This window comes from Rhodococcus sp. 14-2470-1b, assembly GCF_002259415.1.
Lineage (GTDB): Bacteria > Actinomycetota > Actinomycetes > Mycobacteriales > Mycobacteriaceae > Rhodococcoides.
Genome location: NZ_NPFY01000009.1, coordinates 21091 through 47975, shown reverse-complemented (window position 1 = coordinate 47975; position 26885 = coordinate 21091). Strand labels below are relative to the sequence as shown.

The following is a 26885-nucleotide window of genomic DNA, read 5'->3' as shown; positions in this document are numbered from 1 at the left end:
TGGCCCGCGATCTATTCAGAATCCAATTCCCGCTGGTGTCGAGGTCTGGATCCGGGTCAACTCGACACTGACTCCGCCGGAGCGCGGGTCAGTTTGCGAGTGACGTCCGGTATGACCTTGTCGGCGATGTATTGAATGCGCGCTGAACCCGATTCGACCGACTCGCCGGGAAGCTGAGCCCAGTAGTGGAAGTCGCGGATTTGGGGGAATTCCGTTGCCATACCGACCAATTCATCGACAGCCATGGATGCATCCATGAGTTTGTATGCGCCGGCGTCCAACAGGTGCTGCGGATTGTCGAACGATGAGGGCTGATCGGGTCCTTCGAACGAACCCCATTCGATGTACTTGTTCATCTGATAGAGCGCGTGCTCCCCGATTCTTGCCCACTCGCGCTCGGGATCCTCGGCCACGACGGCCCATTGACTGGCGTAGATACGCGCGTCGTCCAGGTTCTTGCCGTGCTTGGTGATCGATTCTTGGTAGTTCGTGAAATGCGCATTCTGCAGGGTGATCACGCCATCGGCGAGGCGCGCAGCCCGGTCGATGCCAATGGGCGATTGGGCGCCGATCAGGAGGCGCGGGGCCACTTCGGGCAAAGGGGTTATCGGAAGCGCAGGGACCGAGAACCGCTTTCCCTCGTACGCTTCACCGGATCCAGACCACGCGTGTCGAATGACTGCGATGGCGTCTTCGAGCAGACTGGGACGCTGCTTGACCTTCCGACCGAACGCCGCGAACTCTTTCTCGTGGTAGCCGAGTCCGAGACCCAGTTCGAAGCGATTGTCGGTGAGGAAAGACAGTGCGGCGGCATCCTCGGCGAGGCGAATGGGTTCATGCAGTCCGGCAACGATGATGTTGGTGCCGATACGCATGGTTGTCGTGCGGGCACCGATGGCGGCAGCAACGACCAGGGGAGACGCTGCGTAGTCGTCCTCGGCGAAATGATGCTCGCTCAACCACGCAGATCCGAAACCGAGCGATTCGGCCCAGACGACCTGATCCACCGATTCTCGATAGAGAGAGCCGAGGGGGCGACGCCACCGCTGTGGGTTGCGGAAGTCGTACCACAAACCGAACGTCGGAACTTGGTACTTCGATGCAGACGGGTCGAGCGAGTTCATCATTCCTCCACGTTGAGTAAAGCGAACATCAAACGAAAAGCATGCCGCCGTCGATCAGGGCGGCCTGGCCGGTCATGTAGTTCGAGTCGGGTCCGGCCAAGTAGGACACGTATGCTGCGACATCCTCGCCGGTGGATACGCGACCGAGGGTGATTCCTGCGGCCATCGCCTTCATCGATTCGCCCTTGCCGACGCCGTTGATCGCGCCGAGATCGCGGTCGACCTCGACCCACATGTTGGTGTCGACGATGCCGGGGCAGTACGCATTGACGGTGATACCGTGCTCAGCCCATTCCTGCGCTGCTGCTTGAGTCAGTGCTCGTACTCCGAATTTGGACGAGCTGTACACACCGAGGAGCGGGAATCCCTTGTGTCCTGCAATCGACGATGCGCCGATGATCTTCCCGCCGGTGCCCTGCGCGATCATCACGCGGGCAGCTTCGGTGTAGCAGAGGAACATTCCACGGCCGTTGACTGCGTGGACCTTGTCGTACTCCTCGGGTGTGACGTCGAGCAGTGCCTTGGTCTGTGCGATTCCGGCGTTGGCGACGATCACGTCGAGCGAGCCGAGTTGCTCGGCGGTGTCGGTCATGAGCGCGCGAACCGATGCATGATCACTGACGTCGCCGGTGAGAGCAATGGTCCGAACGCCGTGGGAAGCAACCTCGCCACGTGTTTTTTCCAGTTCCTCGGACATCGACGGTAGGTCGGACAAGGCGATGTCGTGGCCGTCCTGTGCGAGGCGTAGGGCGATCGATCGGCCGATTCCGCGTGCCGATCCGGTGATGTGTGCGACTGTCATAGTCGTCTCCTGAATTTGGTTGGGGAGTAGTGCAGAAGTGCAGGTCAGGCCGTCGGATCGACCAGCAACTTCATCTTGCGCCCGGCTCGAAGTTCTTCGAACCCACCGTTGACCACGTCACCGAGGGCGATGGTGTCGACCCATCCGGTGGTGTCGTAGTGGCCCTTGGCCATCAGATCGATGACTGCGCGGTAGTCGTCGCTGGTGTAGCAGATGGTTCCCTGGATGCGTCGCTCCTGCAGAACGAGGTTGATCAGGGGTGTCGAGAGCGGCTTGTCGTAGATGGCAACACTGATCAGCGGGCGACGCTCACCGACGCAGTTCAACGCGGAATCGATTGCAGGCGCGACGCCTGCGGCATCGAATGCAGCGTCGACGCCGTCACCGTTCGTTCGGTCGGCGATCAGGGCCGGAACGTCGACCGACATCGGGTCGAGGGTGCGTGCACCGAGCGCCTCGATGGACTTGCGCCTCGTCTCGGATGGCTCGACCACGTCGATCTCGGTGAGGCCCATTCCGCGGAGTGCGAACCAGATACCGATTCCGATCGGGCCTGCGCCGTAGATGAGTGCGCGACTCTGGTCGCCGACCTCGCCGAGTACTGCTGCGTGGTACGCAACCGAGAGCGGTTCGACGAGAGCGCCCATTTCGACCGGAATGCTGTCGGGGAGCTTGTGGATCTGGTTTCGCGGAACGACGGTGTACTCGGCCATGCCGCCGTCCGCCATCAGTCCGTGAAAACCGATCTTCTTGCAGAGGTTGTACTGGCCGTTCAGGCATGGTCGGCATTCACCGCACCGGTAGATCGGCTCGATGGCAACGGAATCGCCCTCCGCGACATCATCGACGCCGGCTCCGACAGCGGTGACGGTCCCGGAGAACTCGTGTCCGAGGATCAACGGCATCGCTTTGTTGGTCAGCGGGTGCGGATCGGACGGTGGAATGAAGATCGGGCCGTCGTAGAATTCGTGCAGATCGGTACCGCAGATGCCGTTTCGAGCGACGCGCACCTTCACCTGCCCTGGCCCTGGATTGGGCTCGGGGACATCCTCGATCTCTACCTTGTGGTTACCGTAGTAGACAGCTGCGCGCATGTTCGTTCTCCTTGTATGGGAATCGGTCGAGGGTTGTGTCAGAGAGTGCGGACGAGCTTTTTGTTCGCGAACTCGTCGAGACCGAATCGCCCGAGTTCGCGTCCGATGCCGGATGTTTTCACTCCGCCGAACGGCATGTCGGGTGCACTCTTGATGGTGGTGTTGATGCCCACCATGCCGACATCGAGACGATCGGTCACGTACGAGGCCTCGGCGTCGTCGGTGGTGAAGACGGCGCTTCCGAGACCGAAGGGGGAATCGTTCGCGAGATCGATTGCAGCGTCGGTCGACTCGACTTTGTGCAACACTGCGACCGGTCCGAAGAGCTCCTCGCGGTAAGCCCTCATGTCCGGAGTGACTCCGGAAAGCACGGTCGCAGGGTAGTAGGCCCCGTCACCGTCGGGCACGGTTCCACCCAGGTGCACCGTGGCGCCCTTGGCCACCGCGTCGGCGACCTGTTCGGCAATCTCGTCACGTCCGCTGACGGAGGACATCGGTCCCAGCCGCGTTGCAGCGTCCGTCGGGTCGCCCATGGTCCAGGACTCGGCTGCCGACACGAAACCGTCGAGGAATTCGTCCCACACCGACGCGTCGACGATCATGCGCTTGGACGAGGTGCATGCCTGACCGGCGTTGCCGAACCGACCTGGTACGGCCGCGGCGACAGCATCGCCCAGGTCGGCACCGGCGAGCACGATGAACGGGTCCGATCCACCGAGTTCGAGTACGGCCTTCTTCATGTGTTTGCCCGCCAGCTGGCCGATGATGCTGCCTGCTCGCTCCGAACCAGTGAGCGAGACGCCCTGAATCCTGGGATCGGCGATGAGGTCGGCAATTTGGTCGCTGGAGGCGAAGATGTTCCTGTACACCCCGTCCGGGCTGCCGGCATCGCGCAGCATGGCCTCGATCGCGAGAGCCTGCTGCGGACAGTTGCTGGCGTGCTTGAGCAGGATCGTGTTGCCCAGCAGCAGGTTCGGGGCGACGAATCGTGCGACCTGGTAGTAAGGGAAGTTCCAGGGCATGATGCCGACGAGGGCTCCGATGGGCGCGGTGCGTACCAGCGCTCGCCCGGAGCCGGCGACGTCGAGTTCCTCGTCTGCGAGCAGCTCCTGGCCCTTGGTGGCGTAGTACTCGAAGATCGATGCGGAGAGCTTGACCTCGCCGCGGGCCTGCGCGATGGGCTTGCCCATCTCGAGCGTCATCAGTTCGGCGAGTTCTGTTTCGCGTTCGCGATGCAGATCGGCGACACGCTGGAGAACTGCTGCGCGATCGGCCACCTCGGTGGTGCGCCAGTCTCGGTAAGCGTTGTCGGCGGCGGACAGCGACTCCATTGCCTGCTCGTCCGACAACGTCTCGAACTTCGCCACGACGGTACCGGTAGTGGGGTCGGTAGTTGCGTATTTGCTCATCAGCACGTCTTTCGTAGCAGGACGCCGGCCGGGCGAGACGAGAAAGCTCAGCCGGCCGGCGTGATGTGTGCGGTGTTCAGTTCGACGTTCGACTCAGGCGGGCTTCAACACGTCGGATTGGGTGAGGAAGCTCGGGTAACCCGAAGCCTTCTCGTTGTCGAGAACGGAACGGTATTCCTTGATTCCACCGAGGTAGAACATGACCGTGCGCTTCTTACCGGGGATGTTGGCGCCGAAAATCCACGAGGCAGCCTTGGGGAACAGCGTCTGCTCGGCGATGTCGGAGCAGATCTCTGTCCATTCGGTTTCGATGTTCGGCTTGGCCTCGATCCAACCGGTCGAGTTCTCCTCGATGTTCTTGATCGTGTCCGAGATCCACTCGACCTGGGTCTCGATCGACGGCGGCAGGTTCGTGAAAGGACCGTTCGGGCCGAGGATCATGAACATGTTCGGGAAGCCGGTCGTGGCCATACCCAGGTAGCTCGTCGGACCGTCCTGCCAGTGCTCCTTCAGGCTTTCGTTGTCGCGGCCTCGAATATCGACCTTGACGTAGTTGCCGTCGACGGCGTCGAATCCGGTTGCGCAGATCAGAACGTCGATCTTGTGCAGTTCTCCGTCCTCGGTGACGATGCCCTCGGCAGTCAGCTCGCGAATGGGGTTTTCGCCGACATGAACGAGCGACACGTTGTCGCGGTTGAACGTCTCGTAGAGGCCCGAGTCGCACAACGGACGGCGGGCGTAGAGGTCGGTGGGCGTCAGCTTGCGAGCCGTCTCGGGATCCTTGACGATCTCGGCGATTTTCGCACGAATGAACTTTGCAGCCTCTTCGTTTGCATCGACATTGGTGGCGATGTCACTGAAGGTCTCGAACATGAAGCGGAAGCCGCCGCCTTCGTCCCAGGCGCGCTGGAAGATGCTCTCGCGTTCTTCGGCCGAGACGCTGAAGGTTTCGATTTCGCTCTCGACGAATCCCATTGCGACGCTCGAGTTGCGGACCTGGTCCCAGTTGGCTTCGAAGTTTTCCTTCTGGCTGGCCAGCTCCTCGTTCGACAGCACGCGGTTGCCTGCGGGAACGCTGTACTGAGGAGTGCGCTGGAAGGAGGTGAGGTGACCCGCGATCGGCGCGACGGCCGTGATGACCTGGCCTCCGGTAGAACCGTTTCCGATGACACCCACGCGCTTGCCGGTGAGGTCGAGATCCTCGGGCCACGCGCCGGTGTGAACCAATCGTCCCTCGAAGTTCTCGACACCGGGGAAATTCGGGACATTGGTTGCCGACAGCAAGCCGAGACCATTGACGAGGTAACGCGCCTTGAATGTGACTCCGCGGTCGGTGGTCACGGTCCAGATGCCGGCGACCTCATCGAAGCTCGCGGACGTCATCGTGGTTTCCAGCTGGATGTCTTCGCGCAGCGAGTATCGATCGACGACACCGTTCAGGTACTCGAGGATCTGTGGCTGACGAACGAACTTCGTGTTCCAAGTGGTCTGGTCGTACAGATCGCGATCGAACGAGTACTGGTAGACGAATCCTTCGGAATCCGACAAGGCACCTGGATACTTGTTCCAGAACCACGTTCCGCCGACTCCGCCGGCCTTGTCGATGGCGACTGCGTTCAATCCGAGTTCTCGGCGCAGCTTGTACAACATGTAGATGCCACCGAAACCGCACCCGACGACGAGCGCGTCGATCTCGCGGATCTGGTCGGGTTGGTGTGTCGTCATGTGATAGCTCCTCCGGCCTACGGCCTTTGTGGTGTAGTTCACGTTCTCTGTCCACAATGGTGAAGTGGCGCACATAGCAGTGGGGTGTGCCAATGTGGAACACCGTGGTTCGGGCCCTTTGAACAGCAGTTATGCATGTGTGAACATAATCGGATACGGATTGCGACGTCTTTTGATGCTCAGGGATGATTGACAGTCTGAAAAGAAGATGCTGGAGATGGCGATGAGTGATGTGGTTCGCGAGGCGAAACGGCACCTGATGCGTGCCGGTTTGCTGGCCGGCGTGCCGGACGAGGGTGTGGTGCCGGAGCTCATTCTGCGGAGTTGGAGACGCTCGATCGGTAGCAGTGCAGACAGCATGCTGCCGTCTCAGAAGTACGACGAGATCGATGCGGATTCGATTCTGCGTCGAGCGGCAGACCCTGTGCTCGACCGCTGGCAGGACCAGCTGTCGAACACGGGGACGACACTGTTTCTGAGTGACCGAGCGGGCAGCATCGTGGCCCGCCGGGCCAGCGACCGGGGACTTCGACGCAAGCTGGATCGGGTGAATGCTGCGGAGGGTTTCGATTACTCCGAGAACACGATCGGGACCAACGGCCTCGGCACTTCGATGGTGGAGGGCCGTGCGGTCTACATCGAAGGCAGCCAACACTTCAACGAGTCCCTGGCTGTCCTGGCATGCGCCGCGGTGCCGGTCTACACGCCGTCCGGTCTGGTGATCGGGTCGGTATCGCTCGGTGGCCCCCTCGACGTTGCGAGTTCGCTGATGCTCACTCTCACGAAAGAGATCGGCCAGCAGATCGAAGAACGACTCAAAGCTGCGGCCAGGCCACAAGACCTGGCGCTGGCAATGTCCTTCATGCGCTATGCAAATTCGCGTCGTCCGACGGTCATCATGGACCGTGAGTCACTCCTCGCGAACACGCCGGGGCTCCCGTACGTCAGTGTGGATTCCCATGTTCTTCTGTGGGATCGGCTGAGCGAACACGACTGGTCCACCAGAAGTACTGCTCACTGGGAGATCGAATCCGGAACGGTTGCCGTGGCTGCCAGGCGGGTGGTGGAGGGGGCACGCGATTACTACGTGCTGCATTTCGCTCCGATTCCGACGGACGAACGTCCAGCGGGCGGGACGGTGTCTTCATCGAACGCTGCGCCCCGTTCCGGCGAAGCGGCCGATACACGGGCTGCAGTTGCAGTCGTCGCCGGTCCTGCAGGGTCGGGCCGTGCCACCGAAGCGCTCACCCTGCGAAACGATCGTGGGCTGATCGGGGACCTCGAGGTCGTACTTCTTGCCTCGGGCACGGATACACCGTGGTCGGCGATTTCGGACCTTCTGGCCGGTGGTCGTGACGTCCTGGTCCGGCGGCTGGAGTCGATCACGGACGACGACGACACCGATGCAATCGCGTCGCTTGTGGCCGCTCATCGAGAGGCCGTGACACTGGGCCGGAAGAGTGTGCTGACGTTCACCGTGTCGATGGAGTCGTCCACGCCCGCAATCAAGAATCTGGTCGAGGAGTGGGGCGTCGACGTGCATATCCGGCCTCTCGTCGATACGCCGGATCGAATTCCTGGACTCGTGCGCAGTGTGCTCGATCGGGTGGACACCACCCGTCGGCACTCTATGTCGCCCACGGCGCTGCAGTCGTTGATGCAGGCCGAGTGGCCCGGGAACATCGCGGAACTCACCGATGTACTGACGACCTTGGCGTCCGAGGTTCCTACGTCCGTCATCGAGCGAACACACTTACCGGAGCATCTACAGCGAGCGCCTGCACGTCGAAAGCTGACCATGATGGAATCGGCTGAACGCGTGGCTATCATCGAAGCGCTCGACCGGGCCGGCGGAAACAAGTCGCTCGCCGCGGAGCTGCTCGGAATCGGCCGGACGACGTTGTACCGACGAGTGCGTCAATTGGGGCTCGACGAGGGTGAAGGATCCCTCTGACCTTTCGGGGGTCACTCGGGGCCGTCGAGTCCGACGACGTTGCGGAGAATTACCCGCAGAGCGGGATTGGTGTTGTCACGCCGCCACGCGGCTCTCATGTCCACGTCCGCCGTCGTGTCGTCCAGTGGAACGAAGACCACGTGTGGGTCGGTCACGTTGTCCGCCACCGAGGCCAAGGTGAGGTGGCACCCGACCTCGGCCGCGACCAAGGCCAGCGCGGTCTGGGTATCGGGCGCAATCTGCACTACATCCGCGACGAACCCGTGAGCGTCGGCGAGGCGTCGTAGTCGATCGGGGAGAACCGACCCTTCGTGCAGGGGGAGTGACACGAACTGCTCGGTCGCCAACCGGTCGATGCGCACGTGTCTGGCGTCCGCAAGTGGGTGGGTGTCTGCGAACGCCACCACCAGGTGATCGCGTAGGACGATCTCGGACTCGATGCCCGACGGAATGACGTCCCACCTGCCCAGCGCGATATCCGTATCCCCGTTGAGCAGCCGTTTCATCGCCGGCTGCGCGAAGTTCTGACTGGAGAGCTCCAACTCGAGGCCCGGATGCTGCGATCGGACGACTCGTGCCAGCCGCGCAACCATCCGATGTGTCGACACTCCGGCGAATGCGATCTTGACTCGCCCGGTTTCACCGCCGTCGGCCGACTTGACCGCGTCTTCCGCAGACCGCATCGCTTCCAGGACAGCTCGGGCGGGCCCTATGAGGGCCTGCCCGCTCGCGGTCAACCGAACCGATCGGGTGTTTCGATCGAACAGCGTGGCGTCGAGGTGCTTTTCGAGCTGTTTGATGGTGCGACTCAACGGTGGTTGCGCGACGTGCAAGCGTGCCGCCGCCCGACCGAAATGGAGTTCCTCGGCGACCGCGAGGAACGCTCGCAGCTGTTCGACATCCATGCCTTCTCCTTTATTTCTGATTCTGTATAACAGAAGTACCAATTAAGTATTTGACTGATTGTAATGTGCGCCACGATAGTGAGTACATGGACACGCTGAATCCCGATGTACCCGACGACGTCTTCGCCGACGTACTGAAGCAGATCTCGCACTTCGTTCGCTCACGCGTCGTGCCACGTGAACTCGAAATCATGAACGAAGACGCAATCCCGGCGGATGTGCGGACACAATCCGCGGAGATGGGCCTGTTCGGGTTCGCTATTCCGCAGGAATGGGGCGGACTGGGTCTCAATCTGATTCAGGATGTCGAAGTCGCGATGGAGCTCGGCTACACGTCGCTGGCCCTGAGGTCGATGTTCGGTACCAACAACGGGATTGCTGGGCAGGTTCTCGTCGGTTTCGGTACCGAGGAGCAGAAGGCGAAGTGGCTGCCGGGTATGGCAGCAGGTGACATCGTCGCTTCCTTCGCTCTGACCGAGGACGGTGCCGGATCGAATCCTGCTGGACTGAGGACGACAGCCAAGGTCGACGGCTCGGGCTGGGTGATCAACGGCAACAAGCGGTACATCACCAACGCCCCGATTGCCGATATGTTCGTCGTATTCGCCAAGGTGGATCCGAAACCTGAGAGCGGTAACGGTATCGCCGTGTTCCTCGTCCCTGCCGACACTCCGGGAATCACCGTCGGGGTGAAGGACGCCAAGATGGGCCAGCAGGGATCCGGAACTGCGGACGTGACGTTCACCGACGTGAGGGTCGAGGCCGACTCGCTTGTCGGCGGCAACGGCGACATCGGGTACAAAGCGGCCATGACGTCGTTGGCGCGCGGGCGAGTGCACATTGCGGCGTTGGCTGTTGGTCAAGCTCAACGGGCGCTCGACGAATCGGTGTCCTACGCTGCGGCGTCGACGCAAGGCGGAGAGCCGATCGGAAGCTTTCAATTGGTTCAAGCAATGATCGCCGACCAGCAGGCAGGGGTCATGGCCGGCCGCGCCATGGTTCGGGAAGCAGCGCGGGCTTGGGTCGAGGAAACAGACCGACGCATCGCCCCCTCTGCCGTCAAACTCTTCTGCACCGAAATGGTCGGCAAGGTAGCCGATCTCGCGGTCCAGATCCACGGCGGTGCAGGATATATGCGCGAGGTCCCCGTCGAGCGTATCTACCGCGATGTCCGGCTGCTGCGCTTGTACGAAGGCACCAGTGAAATCCAGCGCCTGATCGTTGGCGGAGGGCTGATCCGCGCGGAACAGAAGCGCACCAAATGAACGCACCACTCGAAGGTTTCACTGTCGTAGCGATCGAACAGGCCGTCGCCGCACCACTTGCGACGAGAAACCTTGCCGACCTCGGCGCGCGGGTGATCAAGATCGAGCGCACCGACGGAGGGGATCTGGCACGGGGCTACGACCATGCGGTCCACGGGACGGCCGCTCATTTCGTCTGGCTCAACCGCGGCAAGGAATCTCTCGCAATCGATCTCAAGTCTCCGCAGGGACGTGCGGTGGTGCACGAACTGATCGGCACCGCAGACGTGTTCATTCAGAATCTTGCTCCGGGTGCCGCAGCACGACTCGGTTTCGGCGCCGATGAGCTGCGGGCAGCTCGGCCTGAGTTGGTCGTCGTGAACATGTCCGGCTTCGGCAACGGCGGGCCGATGCGTGACCGCAAGTCCTACGACATGTTGATTCAGGCCGAATCCGGTCTGATCTCCATCACCGGCACCCCCGACGAACCTGCGAAAACCGGTATCCCCACGGCTGATATCGCGACCGGGATGTACTGCGCACAATCGGTTCTGGCCGCCCTTCTGCGTCGCGGTAGAACAGGAGAGGGCGCCACTATCGACGTGTCGATGCTCGACTCGACTGTCGAGTGGCTGGGGCACGCGATGTACACCCAGATGTACACCGGAGTGCAGCCGCCCCGCATGGGTGTGAGCCACATATCCATCGCACCGTACGACAGGTATCCGACGCGCGACGGACAAATCTTGATCGGTGTGCAGAACGACCGTGGATGGCAGACGTTGGTGAACAGCGTCCTCGATATCCCGGAAATGGCCGACGATCCGCGCTTCGCCACCAATGTTCTGCGCGTCCGAAACCGAGGCGAGTGCGACTCCGTCGTCGCCGAACGAACGGCGACGTTCACCACCGAAGCCCTCGACGCAAAGCTGGCCGCAGCCGGGATACCGGCAGCGCAGGTCAAACAGATGGCGCAGGTTGTCGATCACCCTCAACTCGTCGAGCGAGATCGGTGGCGCACCGTGAACACCGAACACGCCACGGCGCGAGCTCTCCTGCCTCCGAGCACCTTCGAAGATTTCGAAGCTCCGATGGGTGATGTTCCTGCGCTCGGACAGCACACTCGCACGTTGCTGATCGAAGCCGGGCAGGATCCCGATGCTCTGCTGCGTGACGGGGTCGCAGCACAGAGCTCAGCGTTCGACAGCTCCGCATTGGACGCGGCGCCCACGCGCTGACGCTTGTTCACCCAGCTACGGAAAAAGGACTTCTCATGATTTCAGGACGTACAGCGGTCATCACGGGCGGAGCCCAGGGTATCGGGCTGGCGATCGCGACATTGTTTGCCGAGAACGGCGCCAAGATCGTCATCGGTGACCTCGACGAAGCGAAGGCCAAGGAGGCTGCTGACGCTCTGCCTACAGACGCGGTCGGCGTTCGCTGCAATGTGACCTCGGCCGAGGACGTGCAGGCGTTGGTCGATACTGCCGTGTCTGCCTTCGGGTCGATCGACATCATGGTCAACAACGCAGGCATCACTCGTGACGCAACCATGCGGAAGATGACCGAAGATCAGTTCGATCAGGTCATCGACGTGCATCTCAAGGGATGCTGGAACGGTACGCGAATCGCGGCGGGTGTCATGCGTGAGAGCGGTGGAGGGTCGATCATCAACCTGTCCTCGATCTCGGCGAAGGTGGGTTTCATCGGTCAGAGCAACTACTCGGCGGCGAAAGCCGGCATCGTCGGCCTCTCGAAAGCTGCGGCTAAAGAGGTGGCGCACCTGGGTGTTCGGGTCAACGTCGTTCAACCCGGTTTGATCAAGACTGCAATGACCGAAGCGATGCCGCAGAAGGCGTGGGATCAGAAGATGACGGAAATTCCGATGCAGCGCGCAGGAGATCCACGCGAGGTTGCGTCTGTTGCCCTCTTCTACGCGTCCGACCTGTCGTCGTACATGACCGGGACGGTCTCCGAGGTCACCGGCGGACGCTACATGTAGCAGTGCACGGAACTTCGGTATCCGATCCTGCCTCGCCCGGTCCAAGCACTGATAAGGAAACCCATGCCAGACGCTGTCATCTGTGAACCGCTACGCACGCCGGTAGGGCGTTTCGGGGGCGTGTTTCGCGACGTATCACCACAGGAACTAGCCTCCATCGTCATCGCGGAACTGTGTGCCCGTACCGGAATCGACGGCGTCGTCGTCGACGACGTCATTCTCGGACAGGCGTCCCCGAACGGAGAATCGCCTGCGATCGGTCGAGTCGCCGCGCTGGATGCAGGGCTCGGAATCGAAGTTCCCGGCCAGCAGGTGGACCGTCGGTGCGGGTCAGGACTTCAGGCAGTCCTTCAGGCGTGCATGCAAGTGCAGTCGGGTGGCAGCGATCTGGTGTTGGCCGGAGGTGTCGAGAGTATGAGCCAGGCCGAGTTCTACGCCACCGGTATGAGGTGGGGAGTGAAAGCCGAGTCGGTGGCGTTGAGCGATCGGCTCGCGAGGGCCCGAGTGACCGCAGGCGGGAACAACTTCCCGGTTCCCGGGGGAATGATCGAGACGGCCGAAAACCTGCGCGAGGAATTCGACATCAGTCGCGACGATCAGGACGCACTTGCGGTCCAATCACATCAACGTGCGGTCGCAGCCCAAAGGAACGGCGTGTTCGCGGAGGAGATCGTGGCCGTGCCGGTTGCGCAGCGCCGCGGTGAACCGGTGGTGGTCGATACCGACGAACACCCACGTGCCGATACGTCGGTCGAATCTCTTGCCACGCTTCGCCCGATTCGGTCGAAGATCGATCCGGCCTCAACCGTCACCGCAGGCAATGCAAGTGGCCAGAACGACGGTGCAGCCCTCGCGATCGTGACCACGCCGGAGCGAGCGACAGCGCTCGGATTACGGCCGGTCGCTCGTCTCGTCAGCTGGGGGCTGGCCGGTGTGCCGCCTCGAACCATGGGTATCGGGCCGGTACCGGCCTCCGAGAAAGCGCTCGGCCGTGCAGGATTGACGATGGCCGACATGGACGTGATCGAGCTCAACGAGGCGTTCGCGGCGCAGACGCTTGCCGTGTTACGTACGTGGGGGATCGAGCCGGACGACAATCGACTCAACCCGAACGGTTCCGGAATATCGCTCGGACACCCGGTCGGTGCCACAGGTGGGCGGATCCTCGCGACCCTGTTGCGCGAGATGCGGCGGCGCGGTGGTCGGTATGGCCTGGAAACAATGTGCATCGGCGGCGGACAAGGTCTCGCTGCCGTGTTCGAGAACATCGATCTGTAGCGGAAAGGCGAATCCGACAATGCGTACCTTCACAACACCCGCGGATCTCGACGCCGCCGTCGGGGAGGAACTGGGCACGAGCGAATGGACGCTCATCACCCAGGAGATGGTCGATCACTTCGCGGCGGCGACCGGTGATCATCAGTGGATACACGTGGACGTCGATCGTGCGACTCGGGAAAGTCCTTTCGGCGGACCGATTGCGCACGGATATCTGTCGCTGGCGCTGCTGCCGGCCCTTGCTGCGCAGATCTACGCGGTCGACGGTGCCAAGCTCGTGGTCAATTACGGATCCAACAAGGTGCGATTCGTCAATCCTGTTCGTGTCGGCGCGCGCGTTCGTCTTCGTTCGGTGTTCACTTCGGTCGAAGAGGTGAAGGGCGGCGCTCTTCAAGTCTCTGTTTCACAGACACTCGAGATCGAGGACGCACCGAAGCCCGCGTTGGTGGCAGAGGCGATATCTCGCGTGCTCTTCTGATCCTTCTGTGGATCGAACGTCGGGCGAGGTCGTGTCGTGATTCACCCTAATAATTAGGGCACTAATGGTTCGTGCACGTGTTGATATCGCGTACGGTGGGCCTATGCCAACCGAAACCGAGGTCGTGGATCCACTCGCGCTCGATCGCCAGGTTTGTTTCGCTCTTGCGGTCACGAACCGTGCCGTCCTCTCCGTGTATCGCCCGCTTCTCGAACCGATGGGTCTGACGCACCCGCAGTATCTGGTGATGCTTGCACTGTGGGAACAGTCTCCGCGAACGGTCAAAGGGATAGCGGAGGCTCTGCAACTCGATTCGCCGACGTTGTCCCCGCTGCTCAAGCGGCTGGAGGCAACTGGGATGCTGATCCGTTCCAGAAGCGCGACCGACGAGCGGGTTCTCGAGGTCCACCTCAGTGACGAGGGCGCGGCACTGCGGTCTCGGGCGGAAGCAATACCCGGAGCCGTAGTCGAGCGACTGGGCGTGGATCTTGCCGAGTTGGAGCATCTCCGTGTAGCCCTTGCGCGAATCAACGCGTCGGCTGTGTCCGCAGGGGCGTTGAAGCCGTGAATGGACATCGACCACGGCGTCCGCGACAGGATGCACGCAACACCGACATCACCACGGGGAGCGGGCGGCCGAACCCCGCTCAATGGTTCATGTACGCAGTCTTCGGTCGACCGTTACCCATTTCGATGCGGGAGTGGGTTCGACACGACCTTGTCGGTCCAGGCGCGGTTCCACGGCACTTGATCAGAGGCCTGCTTCCTTTCACACCGATATTCCTTGCGTTCCTGCTCCTGTTTCCCGGTGCGCTTTGGCTTCGTGCGTCGATGGTTCTGCTGAGTGTGTTGCTCGCGTTGTTCTACACGCTGGCCTTCATGGACCTGAACAGAGCGCGACGGCTCGAACTACACGGTCTACCGGCGGACCTCAAGAGCGATCGTGCGCAGGAGCGACTGTCGAAGGAGCGCGCGACGTACGAGAAACTTCACGGGCCGTCGCGAACGTTCAGTTCGCCGATTTCCGGTGCGACGCCAATTGCCGGCCGTGAGATGGACCGTCAGCGTCCGCAGCGCAGGGCATCGGGAGACTCGACCAACTGAGGCAGATGTGGTGACCGCTCGATGCGGCTGCATCGCAGCCGCATCGAGCGGGGATCATCGCGTCACGTCAGAACGTGATGACGCCGCGTAGGTTTCGGCCCTCTCTCATGTCGGTGTACCCGGTGTTGACGTCGTCGAGCTTGTATGTCCGGGTTGCGAGTTCGTCGAGCTTGAGGTGCCCGCTTGCGTACAGGGAGAGCAGCTTAGGGATGTGGTAGCGGGGGTTCGCGGTCCCGAACAGAGATCCGATCACGCGCTTTTCCATGAGGACCAAGTCGAGTGCACTCATCGACACCGATTCCTCGGTCGCGCGGTGGAGGTTGGTCACGACGACACTTCCGCGCTTTGCCGTCATCGCCAACGACTTCGCGATCTGGTCTCCTTCGCCGACACCCATCGTGTTGACGACCACATTGGCACCCTTTCCCCAGGTCAGTTCCATGACGAGTTCCTGAGCCTCCTCGCTGGTCGACACCGCGTGCGTAGCTCCGAGCTCGAGGGACTTCTCCCGCTTGAAATCCGCAGGATCGACGGCGACGACGTGCTGTGCGCCGACGAGCGCTCCGCCCTGCACAGCATTTATGCCGATTCCACCGGTGCCGACTACTACGACTGTGTCGCCCGCTCGGGCGTTTCCAGCCAACACCATCGAACCCCACCCGGTGACGACGCCGCATCCGAGCAAACACGCTTTGTCGAGTCCGATCCCTGGTTCGATCTTGATGCAGTTCGCCTCGCTGACAACAGTGTGCTGAGCGAAAGTGCCCAGCAGGCACATCAATCCGAGATCCTGCCCCCGCGCATGGTGTCGTGCAGTGTGATCGGAGATCTGAGTGCCGTCACCCAGGTACTGGCCGTACTCACACAGGTTCTGCATTCCAGCAGAACACGCTGAACATCGCCCGCAGGCTGGAATGAATCCGAAGATCACCTGATCGCCCGCGGCCACATTCGTGACTCCCGGTCCGACTTCGAGAACTGTTCCTGCACCCTCGTGGCCGCCGATCATCGGGAGCGGCCAGGGCAGGTCGCCGGTGACGACGTGTTCGTCGGAGTGGCACAATCCGCTGCCGCCGAGTTCGACGAGAACCTCACCCGCCTTCGGCGGATCGAGGTCGATCTCCTCGACACTCCATTCGGCGCCGCGTTCCCAGAGAATCGCCGCTTGTGTTTTCATTCGAATTCCTCACGTGTGTGTTGAGAACGCCTCCACGAGAACCTGTTCGGGCGCAGATGAAGTTCCGTCGGCCGTCGATGGCCGCGATCGGCAGGTTCTGCGCATGTGATCGGTGCCACACTTGCGTTCTTCGTTCACTATGCAGCCCACATGAGGACGAAAATTGATTATTTCCGTCACAACCGTAGTTGAAATGCGTCAGCCGCAATCGAAGTGGCTGTGCACACCGACGCACTCAGGCCCCGCCGGATGGAGGGGCCTGAATGCGGTGCGGGGCGGATCAGCGCGGTGTCAGAAGGGGAACGGATGGCCTTCTTCGCGTGTGGTGATCCACTGCCATCGAGTGAACTCGTCCCAGCTGCTCTGCGAGCCGAAGCGCGTTCCGTTGCCAGAGGCGCCGAATCCGCCGAACGGTGCGTACGCATCGTTGTTCAGCGTTTGATCGTTGATGTGAATGATGCCGGTCTGCAATCGATCTGCGAGATTTCGTCCTCGCTGCACGGATCCGGTCTGAATGGCTGCCACCAGACCGTATTCGGTATCGTTCGCGACGGCGACTGCCTCGTTCTCGTCCTTCACGACGACGACGGGGGCAACAGGTCCGAAAATTTCCTCGCGGAATGCTGCCATGTCGGTGGTCACTCCAGCCAGCACGGTGGGTTGATAGAAGAGGCCCTGATATGTGCCGCCTGCGCGAAGCTCGGCTCCGTCCGCGATGGTCTTCGACACGATCCGATCGACGTTCTTCAACTGCGACTCGTTGATCAGCGGACCGAGTGCAACCTGCTCGGTGAACGGATCTCCCACAGGCAGATTCCTGGCCCGCGCCGCGAGTTTCCCGATGTACTGGTCCGCAACGGATTCGAGCACGATGTGTCTGCCTGCGGTCATACAGACCTGCCCTTGATGGAGGAATGCACCCCAGGCGCCGGCCGAACTAGCAACATCGAGGTCTGCGTCGTCGAGAATGAGAATGGCGTTGTTTCCGCCGAGTTCCAGGGATACTCGTTTGAGCGTGCGACCTGCAGTCTCGCCTACCTTGCGTCCGACCGCCGTCGAACCGGTGAACGAGACGGCTCCGATTCCTGGATGTTCGGCGACGGCGGCACCAGGCTCGGCATCACCCGGCAGGACGTGGAACAGGCCTTCCGGGAGACCGGCCTCCTCGAACAGCCGTGCAAACAGGACGCCGCCCGAAACGGAGGTCTGCACGTCGGGCTTGAGGACGACGGCGTTCCCGAGCGCGAGCGCAGGGGCAACCGCACGGATCGACAGGATCTGCGGGAAGTTCCACGGGCTTATGACGCCCACCACGCCCACTGGAACGCGGCGAGAGAAGCTGTCGCGGCCGGTTTCGCTGGTCGGCAGGAGGTGACCGTACGGCTGGGTCGGAAGTGCTGCAGCTTCCCACAATTCACCGAGAACCAAGCCGACCTCGAAGGCTGCTTTGCCTGGCACGGATCCGCCCTCGCGGATCAACCACTCTTCGAATTCGGAAGCGTTCTGTTCGAGCAACTTCGCAATATCGCGAATGCGCGCGGCGCGCTCGTGACCGGGAAGGGCTGCCCACGCCGGCTGGGCGGCCTGCGCGCGCTCGACCGCGTCGGCGACATCCTGCGCGTCGGCCAGACCGATCTGACCGAGTGTGGCACCGGTGGCGGGTTCGATGGTGGGACTGATGCCGCCACGGCCGTCGATCCAACCGCCGCTGTAGATCTTGCCGTGCCAGTCGGTACCGGCCAATGTTTCACTCATACTCCCCTGAAGTCCTTTCGGCGAATCGCTATGTGCTGCGTGCGAGTGCAGCAACTATGCGCGCGATGCACGACCCCGAATTGACCTTTTCCGTCATAGCCTCTAGCAGTTTCCGCCATCCCTGCGACCGCTACTCGAATTCGTCTCGGTCCGAGGAGGGAGACGATCCGAAGTGGCGCTTGTACAACCGCGAGAAGTGCGCAGCGTCTGCGAAGCACCAGCGCGCGGCGATTGCGCCGATGGTGACCCGTCGCGCGCGGACGTCGAGTAGTTCGCGTCGGGCGCCTTCCAAGCGCCAGTCGCGGATGCTGGCAGCGACGGTTGTCTGCTCGTGTTCGAAAAGTCGGTCGAGCGTGCGGGTGGACAAACCGTGCGCAGCGGCAACCGTGTTGTGCGACAGCTCCATGTCGTGAAGATTCCTCCGTACGTAATCGAGGACCGTCAGACGGAGGGCCTCGGCGGCATTGTCCTTCGAGGGCGCTGGGGGAGTCTCGGTGAGCGCGCTGCACAGAAGCTGCATGCCGGCGTCCGCGAAACGCAGGCGGGAACCCGTTCGATCCGATTCACCGGTCGTCAGGGACGCGTGGATGAACGAGGCCAATACCGTTCCGGCACCGGACGATGCATCGTGCACGTGGTGCATTACATCGTCGATCCAACGGCGCGGCAGATGCAACGAGCTCGGTGGGAACGCCATGACGGCGCATTCCCAGTCGCCCTCCAACAGCAGATCGTACGCGGAGCCCGTGTCGTACACGGCGAGTTGCCCAGGGTTGATCTGCAGCTCGTTCTCACCCTGGTGCACGACCGCTCGACCGCGTAACTGAACGCATACCTTCAGTGTGTCTGTCGGTTCGCGTCTCACTGCGCCACGGGTACGTCGAACGATCTGGGGTGAACCCGAAACGCGAAATGTGCGTACGGCACCGAGTGAGGCTGCGACGATCGTGCCTCTCGTGGGACGGTCGTCGACGCCCTCCGGTAGCAGGCCTGCGAAGGCAGAGCTCAGCTCGGTTCTCCACAGATCGCTGTTGTCCGCGTCCCGATCACTGTCGATGACCGTCATCGAACACCCTCCCCGTCCGGGGAATCGACGTAGCTCGTGCCGGCTCTGTCGGACGTCGGAATGTGGGCAACGTCGAGTGCGGAGAGCAAGTTGTTCACCAGTGCCGAGGGCGGCGATTCGTTCCACGCCAGAGCTAGATCGACAGTTCCGCTGTTCTCGATCTCCCGGAAAGTTACCCCGCCCAGCGGAAGTGCACGTGCGGACTCCGGGACCAAGGCGATACCGAGGCCTGCGGCGACCAACGCGAGCAACACCGATGTCCCCGGTGCAGCATGCTGGCGACGAGGAGTGAATCCGGCTGCGCGGCAACATCGTGCGACGGCATCGTTCACCGCCGAATCGGGGTCGCTGTACATGACGAAGTCCTCCTGAGCGAGATCGGTGATCGCGAGAACCGGTTCAACGCTCAGCCTGTGGTCGATTGGAAGTGCCGCGACGAGGGATTCCTCGGCAATAGTGCGAACGACGAGGTCGGTCCCGGCGACAGGCGGCCTCAACACGGCCAGGTCGAGTTGGCCGGATCGTAGCCCGTCGACCAGCGCGGGAGTCAATAGGTCGCCGTGGATCTCGAGGGCGACGCCGGGCATGCGCTGCTTCGCGGTACGCGCAATCACCGGCAGTCTGTCGAACGAGGACGTACCGGTGAACCCGAGCCTGATCAGGCCTTGTCGACCGGCCGCGATGCGCCGTACCGAGCGTCGAGTGTGGGCGAGACCGTCGAGATTCCGGACGGTCTCGCGGTAGAAGAATTCGCCCGCGGGCGTCCTGCGGACCTGGCGAGTGGTCCGTTCGAAAAGAGCGACACCCAGTTCTTTCTCCAGTTGCCGGACCGACTGCGACACTGCTGGCTGCGCCAATCCCAGTCGTGTCGCGGCACGACCGAAGTGCCGCTCCTCGGCAACCGCGACGAAGTGCTGGAGGTGTCTCAGTTCCATGCAGCCGTGCCCCCTCGGTGTTCGCTTCAGTACGTCAGCGTGATCCCGTTCACAGTATTCTCGTATTGGGTCGTTGACAAAGAACGAAAAATGGTCGATTGATAAGCAACGCTTATCAAAGGTCCCCTGGGTCAGACCTAGGGTGATACCTAGTGTGATTGATGCCACTCGGTGAAATTGTCGTGTTCCAGGGAACAAACTTCTGTGGAGGACTAGATGACCGAGATCTTGGATCACGTACAGGCCACCCTCGACAATGCCGTCGTGGATGACGCCGAGGCTGGGGTGTACCGCGCAAACCGCAGTATTTTCACCGACGAAGAAGTGTTCGAGCTCGAGATGAAACACATCTTCGAGGGCAATTGGATCTACCTGGCTCACGAAAGCCAGCTGCCCAACAATGGCGATTACTTCACTGTGCACATGGGGCGTCAGCCTGTCGTGATCACGCGCGACAAAGAGGGTGAACTGCACTGCCTCATCAACGCGTGTGCTCATCGAGGTGCGATGCTGTGCCGCCGGAAGACGGACAATCGCCCCACCCTCACGTGTCCCTTCCACGGTTGGACTTTTCGGAACGACGGGACGTTGCTCAAGGTCAAAGATCCCGACGGGGCAGGCTACCCGGACACGTTCGACGTCGAAGGCTCGCACAACCTGACGAAGGTCCCACGGTTCGAGAGCTACCGCGGATTCCTCTTCGGAAGTCTCAACGATGATGTGTCCTCGCTCGAAGAACACCTCGGCGACACGACCAAGGTAATCGACATGCTCGTCGACCAGTCACCGGATGGGCTGGAGGTTCTCCGCGGTTCGTCGTCCTACACATTCGACGGAAACTGGAAAGTGCAGGCAGAGAACGGTGCCGATGGCTATCATGTCTCGGCTGTGCATTGGAATTACGCCGCCACTACTTCACGGCGTAACAACGGAGAGTCCAAGAACACCACCAAAGCACTCGACGCAGGCGGCTGGGGTAAGTCCGGGGGAGGGTACTGGTCCTACCCCAACGGACATCTCTGCCTGTGGACCTGGGCTGCGAACCCGCAGGATCGTCCTCTGTGGGACCAGATGGACAAGCTCAAAGAGAAGTTCGGCGATGCAAAAGGTGAGTTCATGGTGAAGGGCTCGCGTAACTTGTGCCTGTATCCGAACGTCTATCTGATGGACCAATTCAGCACGCAGATCAGACAGTTTCGACCGATCGCACCCAACAAGACCGAAGTGACGATCTATTGCATCGCTCCCAAAGGGGAGAGCAAAGCCGCGCGTTCGCACCGGATTCGTCAGTACGAGGACTTCTTCAACGCGTCGGGTATGGCAACCCCGGACGACCTGGAGGAGTTTCGGTCGTGCCAACTCACCTTCCAGGCGACGAACGCGCCCTGGAACGACATGAGCCGCGGTGCCGAGCACTGGCTGACCGGACCCGACCCCGTAGCAGAGGCGCTCGACATGCACGGCGTCATCTCGGCAGGGGTCAAGAACGAGGACGAAGGACTGTTCACGGTCCAGCATGGTTATTGGCGCCAGACCCTGCTCGACGCACTCGAGAAGCAACGCGCCGCGGAGAGTGCCGGCGCTACGCAGCCGAAGGAGGCCCGAGCATGACCGCCGCAACGACCGACGAGAACTCGGCCCCGGCAGATTCAGCCCGCGTGATCGATCAGGTCGCAATCGAGCAGTTTCTGTACCGCGAGGCCCGCTACCTCGATGACCGCGAGTTCGAGAAGTGGCTCACGTGCTATGCCGACGACGTCGAATACTGGATGCCCAGCTGGGGCGACGACGACCTCCTCACCGAGGACCCGCAGACGGACATCTCTCTGATCTACTACGAGAACAAGGGTGGTCTGGAAGACCGGGTGTTCCGGATCAGGACCGAACGATCCAGCGCGACATCGATTCCGGAACCGCGCACGAGCCACAACATCAGCAACGTCGAGGTGATAGAACGACGCGGCGACATTGTCGATGTTCGGTTCAACTGGCACACGATGTACTTCCGCTACAAGACAATCGACCCGTACTACGGGACATCGTTCTACACGATCGACTTTTCCGGTGACGCACCACTCATTCGCCGAAAGACCGTGGTGCTCAAGAACGACTACATCCACCACGTCGTCGATATCTATCACTTCTGACCGATCCTTGCCTCGAAAGCACAGGTCGGAGAGGACTCTCTGAAATGAGTGACTGCACATGAGCCACCGCGTAGCACTGTCGTTCGAGGACGGTGTCACCCGATTCGTCGACTGCGAGCCCGGCCAGACCGTTGCCGACGCTGCCTACAGATCACGCATCAACATTCCGCTGGATTGCCGTGACGGCGCGTGTGGCACGTGCAAGGCGGTATGCGAGTCCGGCGAGTTCGACGCGGGAAGCTACCTCGACGATGCGCTGAGCCCGCAGGAAGCGGACGAGGGTTTCTGCCTGCCGTGCAGCATGAGTCCCAAGTCCGATCTTGTCCTCCAGATCGCAAGCACGTCGGCAGTGGCGAAGACGAAGGCCGCTTCGCACGACACCACTATTACTGCGGTCGAGGAGCTGTCTCCGACGACTGTCCGACTCGCTGTTCAAGCGCCTCCCGGGGGCCTGGCGTTCCTGCCGGGCCAGTACGTCAACATCTCGGTGCCAGGCAGTTCGGACACGAGGTCCTACTCGTTCAGCACAGCCCCGGGCTCGGAGGACTTCGAGTTCTTGGTCAAATTGACACCGGGTGGACTCATGTCCAGATACCTGTCCGAGCGCGCTGACGTCGGTGAGGACGTCACCTTCACCGGTCCTCATGGCAGCTTCTTCCTTCGCGAAGCCGACCGCCCTGCCCTTCTGCTTGCCGGGGGCACCGGACTGGCCCCGATACTGTCGATTCTGCGCAAATTGGAGATCGATTCGAGCAAGCGGCCGATCCACTTGATCTACGGGGTGAGCTCGGACGACGATCTCGTCGAGCTGGACACGCTTGCTGCTCTTGCCAAGACTCTGGAATCGTTCACCTGGGATTATGTGGTCACAGATCCGAAATCCTCGGCTCCGAACAAGGGATACGTCACCTCTCTCATCGAAGACGAGCACCTGAACGATGGCGACGTCGCGGTGTATCTCTGTGGCCCACCCCCGATGGTCGAGGCAGTCCGCAGCTACTTCGCCGACAAAGGTGTCGAGCCGACTGGCTTCTACTATGAGAAATTCGCGCCGTCGACACAGTCTGCATCCAAGATTGCGGAGCCTGAACCCGACACTGGCGCTCCCGCAGACGAATTGGCCGACAGTGTCGTCGTCGATTCCGTCGGCGAAGTCGGACCGGAGCCCGATGCAGTGCTCGACGCCGAGTCCGGACCGCCGCCGCGTGAGGTGATACACGCGAACGTCACGACCGCCGCCGAGCCGATCGGAACTGCGTCGCGAACCCTCTTCGGCCGACCGCTGTTCGATCGACGCGATCTCGCCCCTGCACGGTCGACCGACACCCTCGTCCCGCGCAAAGACGAGCTGCTGGCCATGCGCGCCATTGCGGGCCAGCGCGTGGCCAAGGCCGGCTCCGATGCGCAACCGGTAGAGCTCGATGCAGGCTCGCCCATGCTCGAGAACGGCGACGCACGTTCATTGGCGGGACAGAGAATCTGGACCGAACGGGAGATCACGCCTCTGTTCGATCACGACACCGTGGAAACGCCCGCGATCGATCCGGAGCTCTCCGACGGATACGAAATCGGCGAGGAACATCCGTCAGTGCACGAGTCCGATGCGGTTTTCGAGGCACGTCGAGCCCTGGAGTTGGGCGCGCTCGAATTGGTGATCGGACGGCTCAGTACACAGCAGATCGCCGGCTACCGACTCCTGGCCGAGACGACGACGAAATATGTCGAAGGCGACCGATTCCTCGACGCTGCGGCCTATACCGAGACCAATGCTGCGTTCCACGACTACCTTTTCACGCAAACCGGAAACGAACATCTACTGCAGGCGTATCAGGCACTCGGGGTGAAAGCCGCAATGGCCGAGGCGTTGCGTAATGCGACGTGGTGCGACCCGTTGTGCGCGCAGGACCACCTCGACATCGTCGACGCATTCGAAGCCCGGGACCGTGACCGGGCGAGGACGTTGATCGCCGAGCACGCAGACCGATCCAAGATCACCATGAAGCGGGCCATGCACGACACTGCAGTGTCCAAGCGACCGAAGTTCGTCACACCAGGTCGATTCTCGGGTAAGGCGGTGTTGGTCACCGGTGCTGCCCAAGGCATCGGTGAATGCGTTGCCCGACGGATAGCAGCGGAGGGCGGAACACTGCTGCTGGCAGACCGATCGGAGTTGGTGGACTCGCTGGCCGAGGAATTCGTGAAGGACGGCGTCGACGCGACGAGCGTGCTCGCCGACCTGGAGACCTGGGACGGCGCGTCTGCCGCTGTCGAGAAGGCGTTGACGGAATTCGGGCGCATCGACGTGGCGATCCACGTGGTGGGCGGGACGATCTGGGCCAAGCCGTTCGCGAATTACCCCCCTGATCAGATAGAGAAGGAGATTTCTCGGTCGTTGTTCCCGACCCTGTGGTCGTGTCGCGCAGTGATCGGGCACATGATCGAACGGGGCCGAGGCACAATCGTCAACGTGTCATCGGTCGCCACCAGGGGTGTACACCGAGTCCCTTACGCGGCGGCGAAAGGCGGTGTGAACGCCATCACTTCGGCGCTCGCACTCGAGGCTGCTCCGCACGGTGTGCGTGTCGTGGCGACTGCTCCGGGAGGTACCGACGCGCCTCCTCGGCGAGTAGCGCGCGGACCTGCGCCGTCCACCGATCAGGAGAAGGAGTGGTACCAGGCGATCGTCGATCAGACCGTCGACTCGTCGCTGCTGGGACGTTACGGAACCTTGGACGAGCAAGCTGCGGCGATCTGTTTCCTGGCCTCCGAAGAGGCGTCGTACATCACCGGAACCGTTCTTCCGGTTGCCGGCGGAGATCTGGGCTGACCGGGTCTGCGGACATGTCGGGTTTCGCGCGATCCCGAGACCGCATCGGCAGGGATGACTACCGTGAAACCATGACCGAACGGGTCGTGTTGACGGGACGCGGCGAACAGTTGGAGGAACTGCTCGCCGCGATCTCGCGTATGGACGAATCCGGTTCGGTCTTCGTGGTAGTCGACGGAGCGAGGGGAGTTGGGCGGTCCGCTTTTCTCGAGGGCCTCGCGCAGCGTTTGGAGGTTCGGGACGCGCCGCCGCGAGTCGTTCGAGTGGTGGGAGTGCCATGGGAGTCTGCGATTCCGTTCGGTGTTCTCGATCAGTTGGCTCCGTCGTCGACGGTCCGAGGAACGCAGGACGACTATTTCGCACCTGCCGCTCACATCGTCTCTGCTTTGCTCACCGTCTCGGCGGAGGGGCCACTGGCGACTGTTCTGTTGATCGATGATGCGCAGGACGCCGATGCCAGTTCGCTTCGGGCACTGGCAACGGCAGTACGGCACAACAGAAGCGCGCGACTGGCGGTCGTGTGCACCAGACGCCCCCGCCCCGCGGGAGATCCAGAAGCACATCGAGTACTGGACGTGGCGGCGGATCGTCGGTTCGTTCTGTCACCGCTCAGGATCGGCTCCGTTGCCGAGATGGCGGCCGAACGCGGAATTGCGCTGTCCGTGTCGTCGGTCGGAGAGTTGGTCCGCCACACCGGAGGCCTGCCCAAGCACATCTCGGCACTGCTCGACGAGTTACCTCGGGACGTGTGGCGTGGGGTCCGCCCACAACTCCCGGCACCCTCTTTTGTCTTTTCCGAGGTTCGGGCGTCGTTGTCGGAATGCGATTCGGTTGCGCGTCGCATGGTCGAGGCTGTTGCCGTCCTCGGGTCTGCGGGCGCGCTTCCGACGGTGTGCTCCCTTGCACGGATCGAGGATCCGTGGACGGCCATCGATGCCGCCGAGCGACGTGGTTTGCTCGTGGTGCATCACGAATCGTCCGCGATCGTTCTCGACATTCCCGATCCGATGGTTCGCGCGGCCGTTCTCGCGACGATGAGCCGACCGCTTCGTGCGCACATGCACAGGCAAGCAGCCGAAGTGCTCACGGACCCAGCCGATGTGCTCGCCCACACCGTCGAAGCCGACCCTCTACCCGGGATCGGAATGAGCGAGGAACTCGCCCACCTGGCAACCGAACGCGCGGCTCGTGGCGAATGGGCAACGGCCGCAGAGTTGTTCGAATTGTCGAGTAGAACTGCCGTGGAGCCGGGGCGTCGCGACGACATGATCGTGAGGGCAGTGGACGCGCTTCTCGGTGCGGGAGATGTGCGAACCGCGGCGGGACATGTGGCCGAGATCGAGTCTCTCGCCGAGACGCCGATGCGCAATGCAGTTCTGGGTTATCTCGCGATCCTTCGCGGTCGTCCACAGGAAGCCGACGCGCGCCTCGAACGCGCCTGGCAATTGGTCCGCACGAGCCGGGAGCCGGAGATCGCCGCGGTGATCTGCCACCGGCAGGTGTTGCACAATCTTGCGCGCTGCGACGGTGCAAAGTTGGTGGAGTGGGCAGACCGTGCCGTGGAGTTGGTCGGCGCCGACCATTCCACGGCAGTCGAAGCCCAGGCCATACGGGGCCTCGGACTCGGTGGTACCGGTCGGACTACGGAAGCTCTGGCGAGCTATCGAGATCTCTGGGGCCAAGCTGGTACCGGGGCCGTAGGCCAGCGCGTTCAGATGGGTGCAGGGTGGCTACATCTTGCGACCGACCATGTCGAACTCGCTCGAGCCGAGCTGGAATCGGCCGCACCGACCGACTTTCTCGGAGGGTCCACCCGAATCGCTCTGTGGGCCCGCGCTTGGGTTGCACGAACCTAGTTC

The 26885-nt window shown here is 62.0% G+C and carries 21 protein-coding genes and 1 pseudogene; 12 read left to right on the top strand and 10 right to left on the bottom strand.

Annotated features, from left to right (window positions below; translation table 11 throughout):
* Positions 1-56: 56 nt before the first annotated feature.
* The 5 genes from CH293_RS06100 to CH293_RS06080 all read right to left on the bottom strand — a co-directional run bounded on the left by CH293_RS06100 (position 57) and on the right by CH293_RS06080 (position 6154).
* Positions 57-1124: an LLM class flavin-dependent oxidoreductase gene (locus CH293_RS06100; RefSeq protein WP_094719677.1), complete on the bottom strand. Its 1068-nt coding sequence runs from the start codon at positions 1122-1124 to the stop codon at positions 57-59.
* Between the two features lie 28 nt (positions 1125-1152).
* On the bottom strand, positions 1153-1926 hold the full coding sequence (locus CH293_RS06095) for an SDR family oxidoreductase (protein WP_037112967.1): 774 nt from the start codon (positions 1924-1926) through the stop codon (positions 1153-1155).
* 44 nt (positions 1927-1970) lie between these two features.
* Positions 1971-3020 (bottom strand): 2,3-butanediol dehydrogenase, encoded by a 1050-nt coding sequence (locus CH293_RS06090; protein ID WP_037112969.1) that lies wholly within the window; start codon positions 3018-3020, stop codon positions 1971-1973.
* A 38-nt stretch (positions 3021-3058) separates the two neighbouring features.
* The gene (locus tag CH293_RS06085) at positions 3059-4429 is read right to left on the bottom strand and encodes an NAD-dependent succinate-semialdehyde dehydrogenase (protein WP_094719676.1); all 1371 of its coding nucleotides are present in this window, start codon (positions 4427-4429) and stop codon (positions 3059-3061) included.
* Between the two features lie 93 nt (positions 4430-4522).
* Entirely contained in the window at positions 4523-6154 is a 1632-nt protein-coding gene (locus tag CH293_RS06080; RefSeq protein WP_094719659.1) for an NAD(P)/FAD-dependent oxidoreductase, read from the bottom strand.
* Positions 6155-6377: 223 nt separating this feature from the next.
* On the opposite strand from CH293_RS06080, the gene CH293_RS06075 reads away from it, so the two are divergent.
* A complete protein-coding gene (locus CH293_RS06075) occupies positions 6378-8108 on the top strand; it encodes a helix-turn-helix domain-containing protein (protein ID WP_176459925.1) in 1731 nt (576 codons plus the stop codon).
* A gap of 11 nt (positions 8109-8119) precedes the next feature.
* On the opposite strand, the gene CH293_RS06070 is transcribed toward CH293_RS06075, so the two are convergent.
* Positions 8120-9013, bottom strand: coding sequence for a LysR family transcriptional regulator (locus CH293_RS06070; protein ID WP_094719657.1), 894 nt, complete (start codon positions 9011-9013; stop codon positions 8120-8122).
* A gap of 86 nt (positions 9014-9099) precedes the next feature.
* Between CH293_RS06070 and CH293_RS06065 the strand changes: the two genes are divergently transcribed.
* From CH293_RS06065 to CH293_RS28125, 7 genes and pseudogenes are all read left to right on the top strand, one after another.
* Positions 9100-10278 carry an acyl-CoA dehydrogenase family protein gene (locus tag CH293_RS06065; protein WP_037112975.1) on the top strand — a complete coding sequence of 393 codons (1179 nt, stop codon included), beginning with the start codon at positions 9100-9102 and terminating at the stop codon, positions 10276-10278.
* Positions 10275-11495, top strand: a complete 1221-nt coding sequence (locus tag CH293_RS06060; protein WP_094719656.1) for a CaiB/BaiF CoA-transferase family protein — start codon at positions 10275-10277, stop codon at positions 11493-11495. Before CH293_RS06065 ends, CH293_RS06060 begins: the two co-directional genes overlap by 4 nt.
* Positions 11496-11530: 35 nt before the next feature.
* On the top strand, positions 11531-12259 hold the full coding sequence (gene fabG, locus CH293_RS06055; RefSeq protein WP_037112976.1) for a 3-oxoacyl-ACP reductase FabG: 729 nt from the start codon (positions 11531-11533) through the stop codon (positions 12257-12259).
* A gap of 63 nt (positions 12260-12322) precedes the next feature.
* Entirely contained in the window at positions 12323-13537 is a 1215-nt protein-coding gene (locus CH293_RS06050; RefSeq protein WP_094719655.1) for an acetyl-CoA C-acetyltransferase, read from the top strand.
* Positions 13538-13556: 19 nt separating this feature from the next.
* Positions 13557-14015 carry a MaoC family dehydratase gene (locus CH293_RS06045; RefSeq protein WP_037112980.1) on the top strand — a complete coding sequence of 153 codons (459 nt, stop codon included), beginning with the start codon at positions 13557-13559 and terminating at the stop codon, positions 14013-14015.
* 103 nt (positions 14016-14118) lie between these two features.
* Positions 14119-14583: a MarR family winged helix-turn-helix transcriptional regulator gene (locus tag CH293_RS06040; RefSeq protein ID WP_094719654.1), complete on the top strand. Its 465-nt coding sequence runs from the start codon at positions 14119-14121 to the stop codon at positions 14581-14583.
* Between the two features lie 47 nt (positions 14584-14630).
* Positions 14631-14996 (top strand): annotated as a pseudogene (locus CH293_RS28125) (DUF5313 family protein); the annotation flags it as partial.
* A gap of 190 nt (positions 14997-15186) precedes the next feature.
* Here the strand turns inward: CH293_RS28125 and CH293_RS06030 are convergent.
* The 4 genes from CH293_RS06030 to CH293_RS06015 form a co-directional block, all read right to left on the bottom strand.
* Positions 15187-16296, bottom strand: coding sequence for an NDMA-dependent alcohol dehydrogenase (locus tag CH293_RS06030; protein WP_037112983.1), 1110 nt, complete (start codon positions 16294-16296; stop codon positions 15187-15189).
* A 291-nt stretch (positions 16297-16587) separates the two neighbouring features.
* Entirely contained in the window at positions 16588-18051 is a 1464-nt protein-coding gene (locus tag CH293_RS06025; RefSeq protein WP_094719653.1) for a benzaldehyde dehydrogenase, read from the bottom strand.
* Between the two features lie 130 nt (positions 18052-18181).
* Complete coding sequence (locus CH293_RS06020; RefSeq protein WP_094719652.1) at positions 18182-19117, bottom strand: helix-turn-helix domain-containing protein; 936 nt, start codon at positions 19115-19117, stop codon at positions 18182-18184.
* Positions 19114-20052, bottom strand: coding sequence for a LysR family transcriptional regulator (locus CH293_RS06015; protein WP_094719651.1), 939 nt, complete (start codon positions 20050-20052; stop codon positions 19114-19116). Before CH293_RS06015 ends, CH293_RS06020 begins: the two co-directional genes overlap by 4 nt.
* 216 nt (positions 20053-20268) lie before the next feature.
* Here CH293_RS06015 and benA point away from each other — a divergent pair, with 216 nt between their 5' ends.
* From benA to CH293_RS28490, 4 genes are all read left to right on the top strand, one after another.
* Positions 20269-21663 carry a benzoate 1,2-dioxygenase large subunit gene (gene benA, locus CH293_RS06010; protein WP_037112988.1) on the top strand — a complete coding sequence of 465 codons (1395 nt, stop codon included), beginning with the start codon at positions 20269-20271 and terminating at the stop codon, positions 21661-21663.
* Positions 21660-22199, top strand: coding sequence for a benzoate 1,2-dioxygenase small subunit (gene benB, locus CH293_RS06005; RefSeq protein ID WP_037112990.1), 540 nt, complete (start codon positions 21660-21662; stop codon positions 22197-22199). Before benA ends, benB begins: the two co-directional genes overlap by 4 nt.
* 58 nt (positions 22200-22257) lie before the next feature.
* The gene (gene benC, locus CH293_RS06000; RefSeq protein ID WP_094719650.1) at positions 22258-25026 is read left to right on the top strand and encodes a benzoate 1,2-dioxygenase electron transfer component BenC; all 2769 of its coding nucleotides are present in this window, start codon (positions 22258-22260) and stop codon (positions 25024-25026) included.
* Between the two features lie 71 nt (positions 25027-25097).
* Complete coding sequence (locus CH293_RS28490; RefSeq protein WP_255122712.1) at positions 25098-26882, top strand: ATP-binding protein; 1785 nt, start codon at positions 25098-25100, stop codon at positions 26880-26882.
* The last annotated feature ends 3 nt before the right edge of the window (positions 26883-26885 follow it).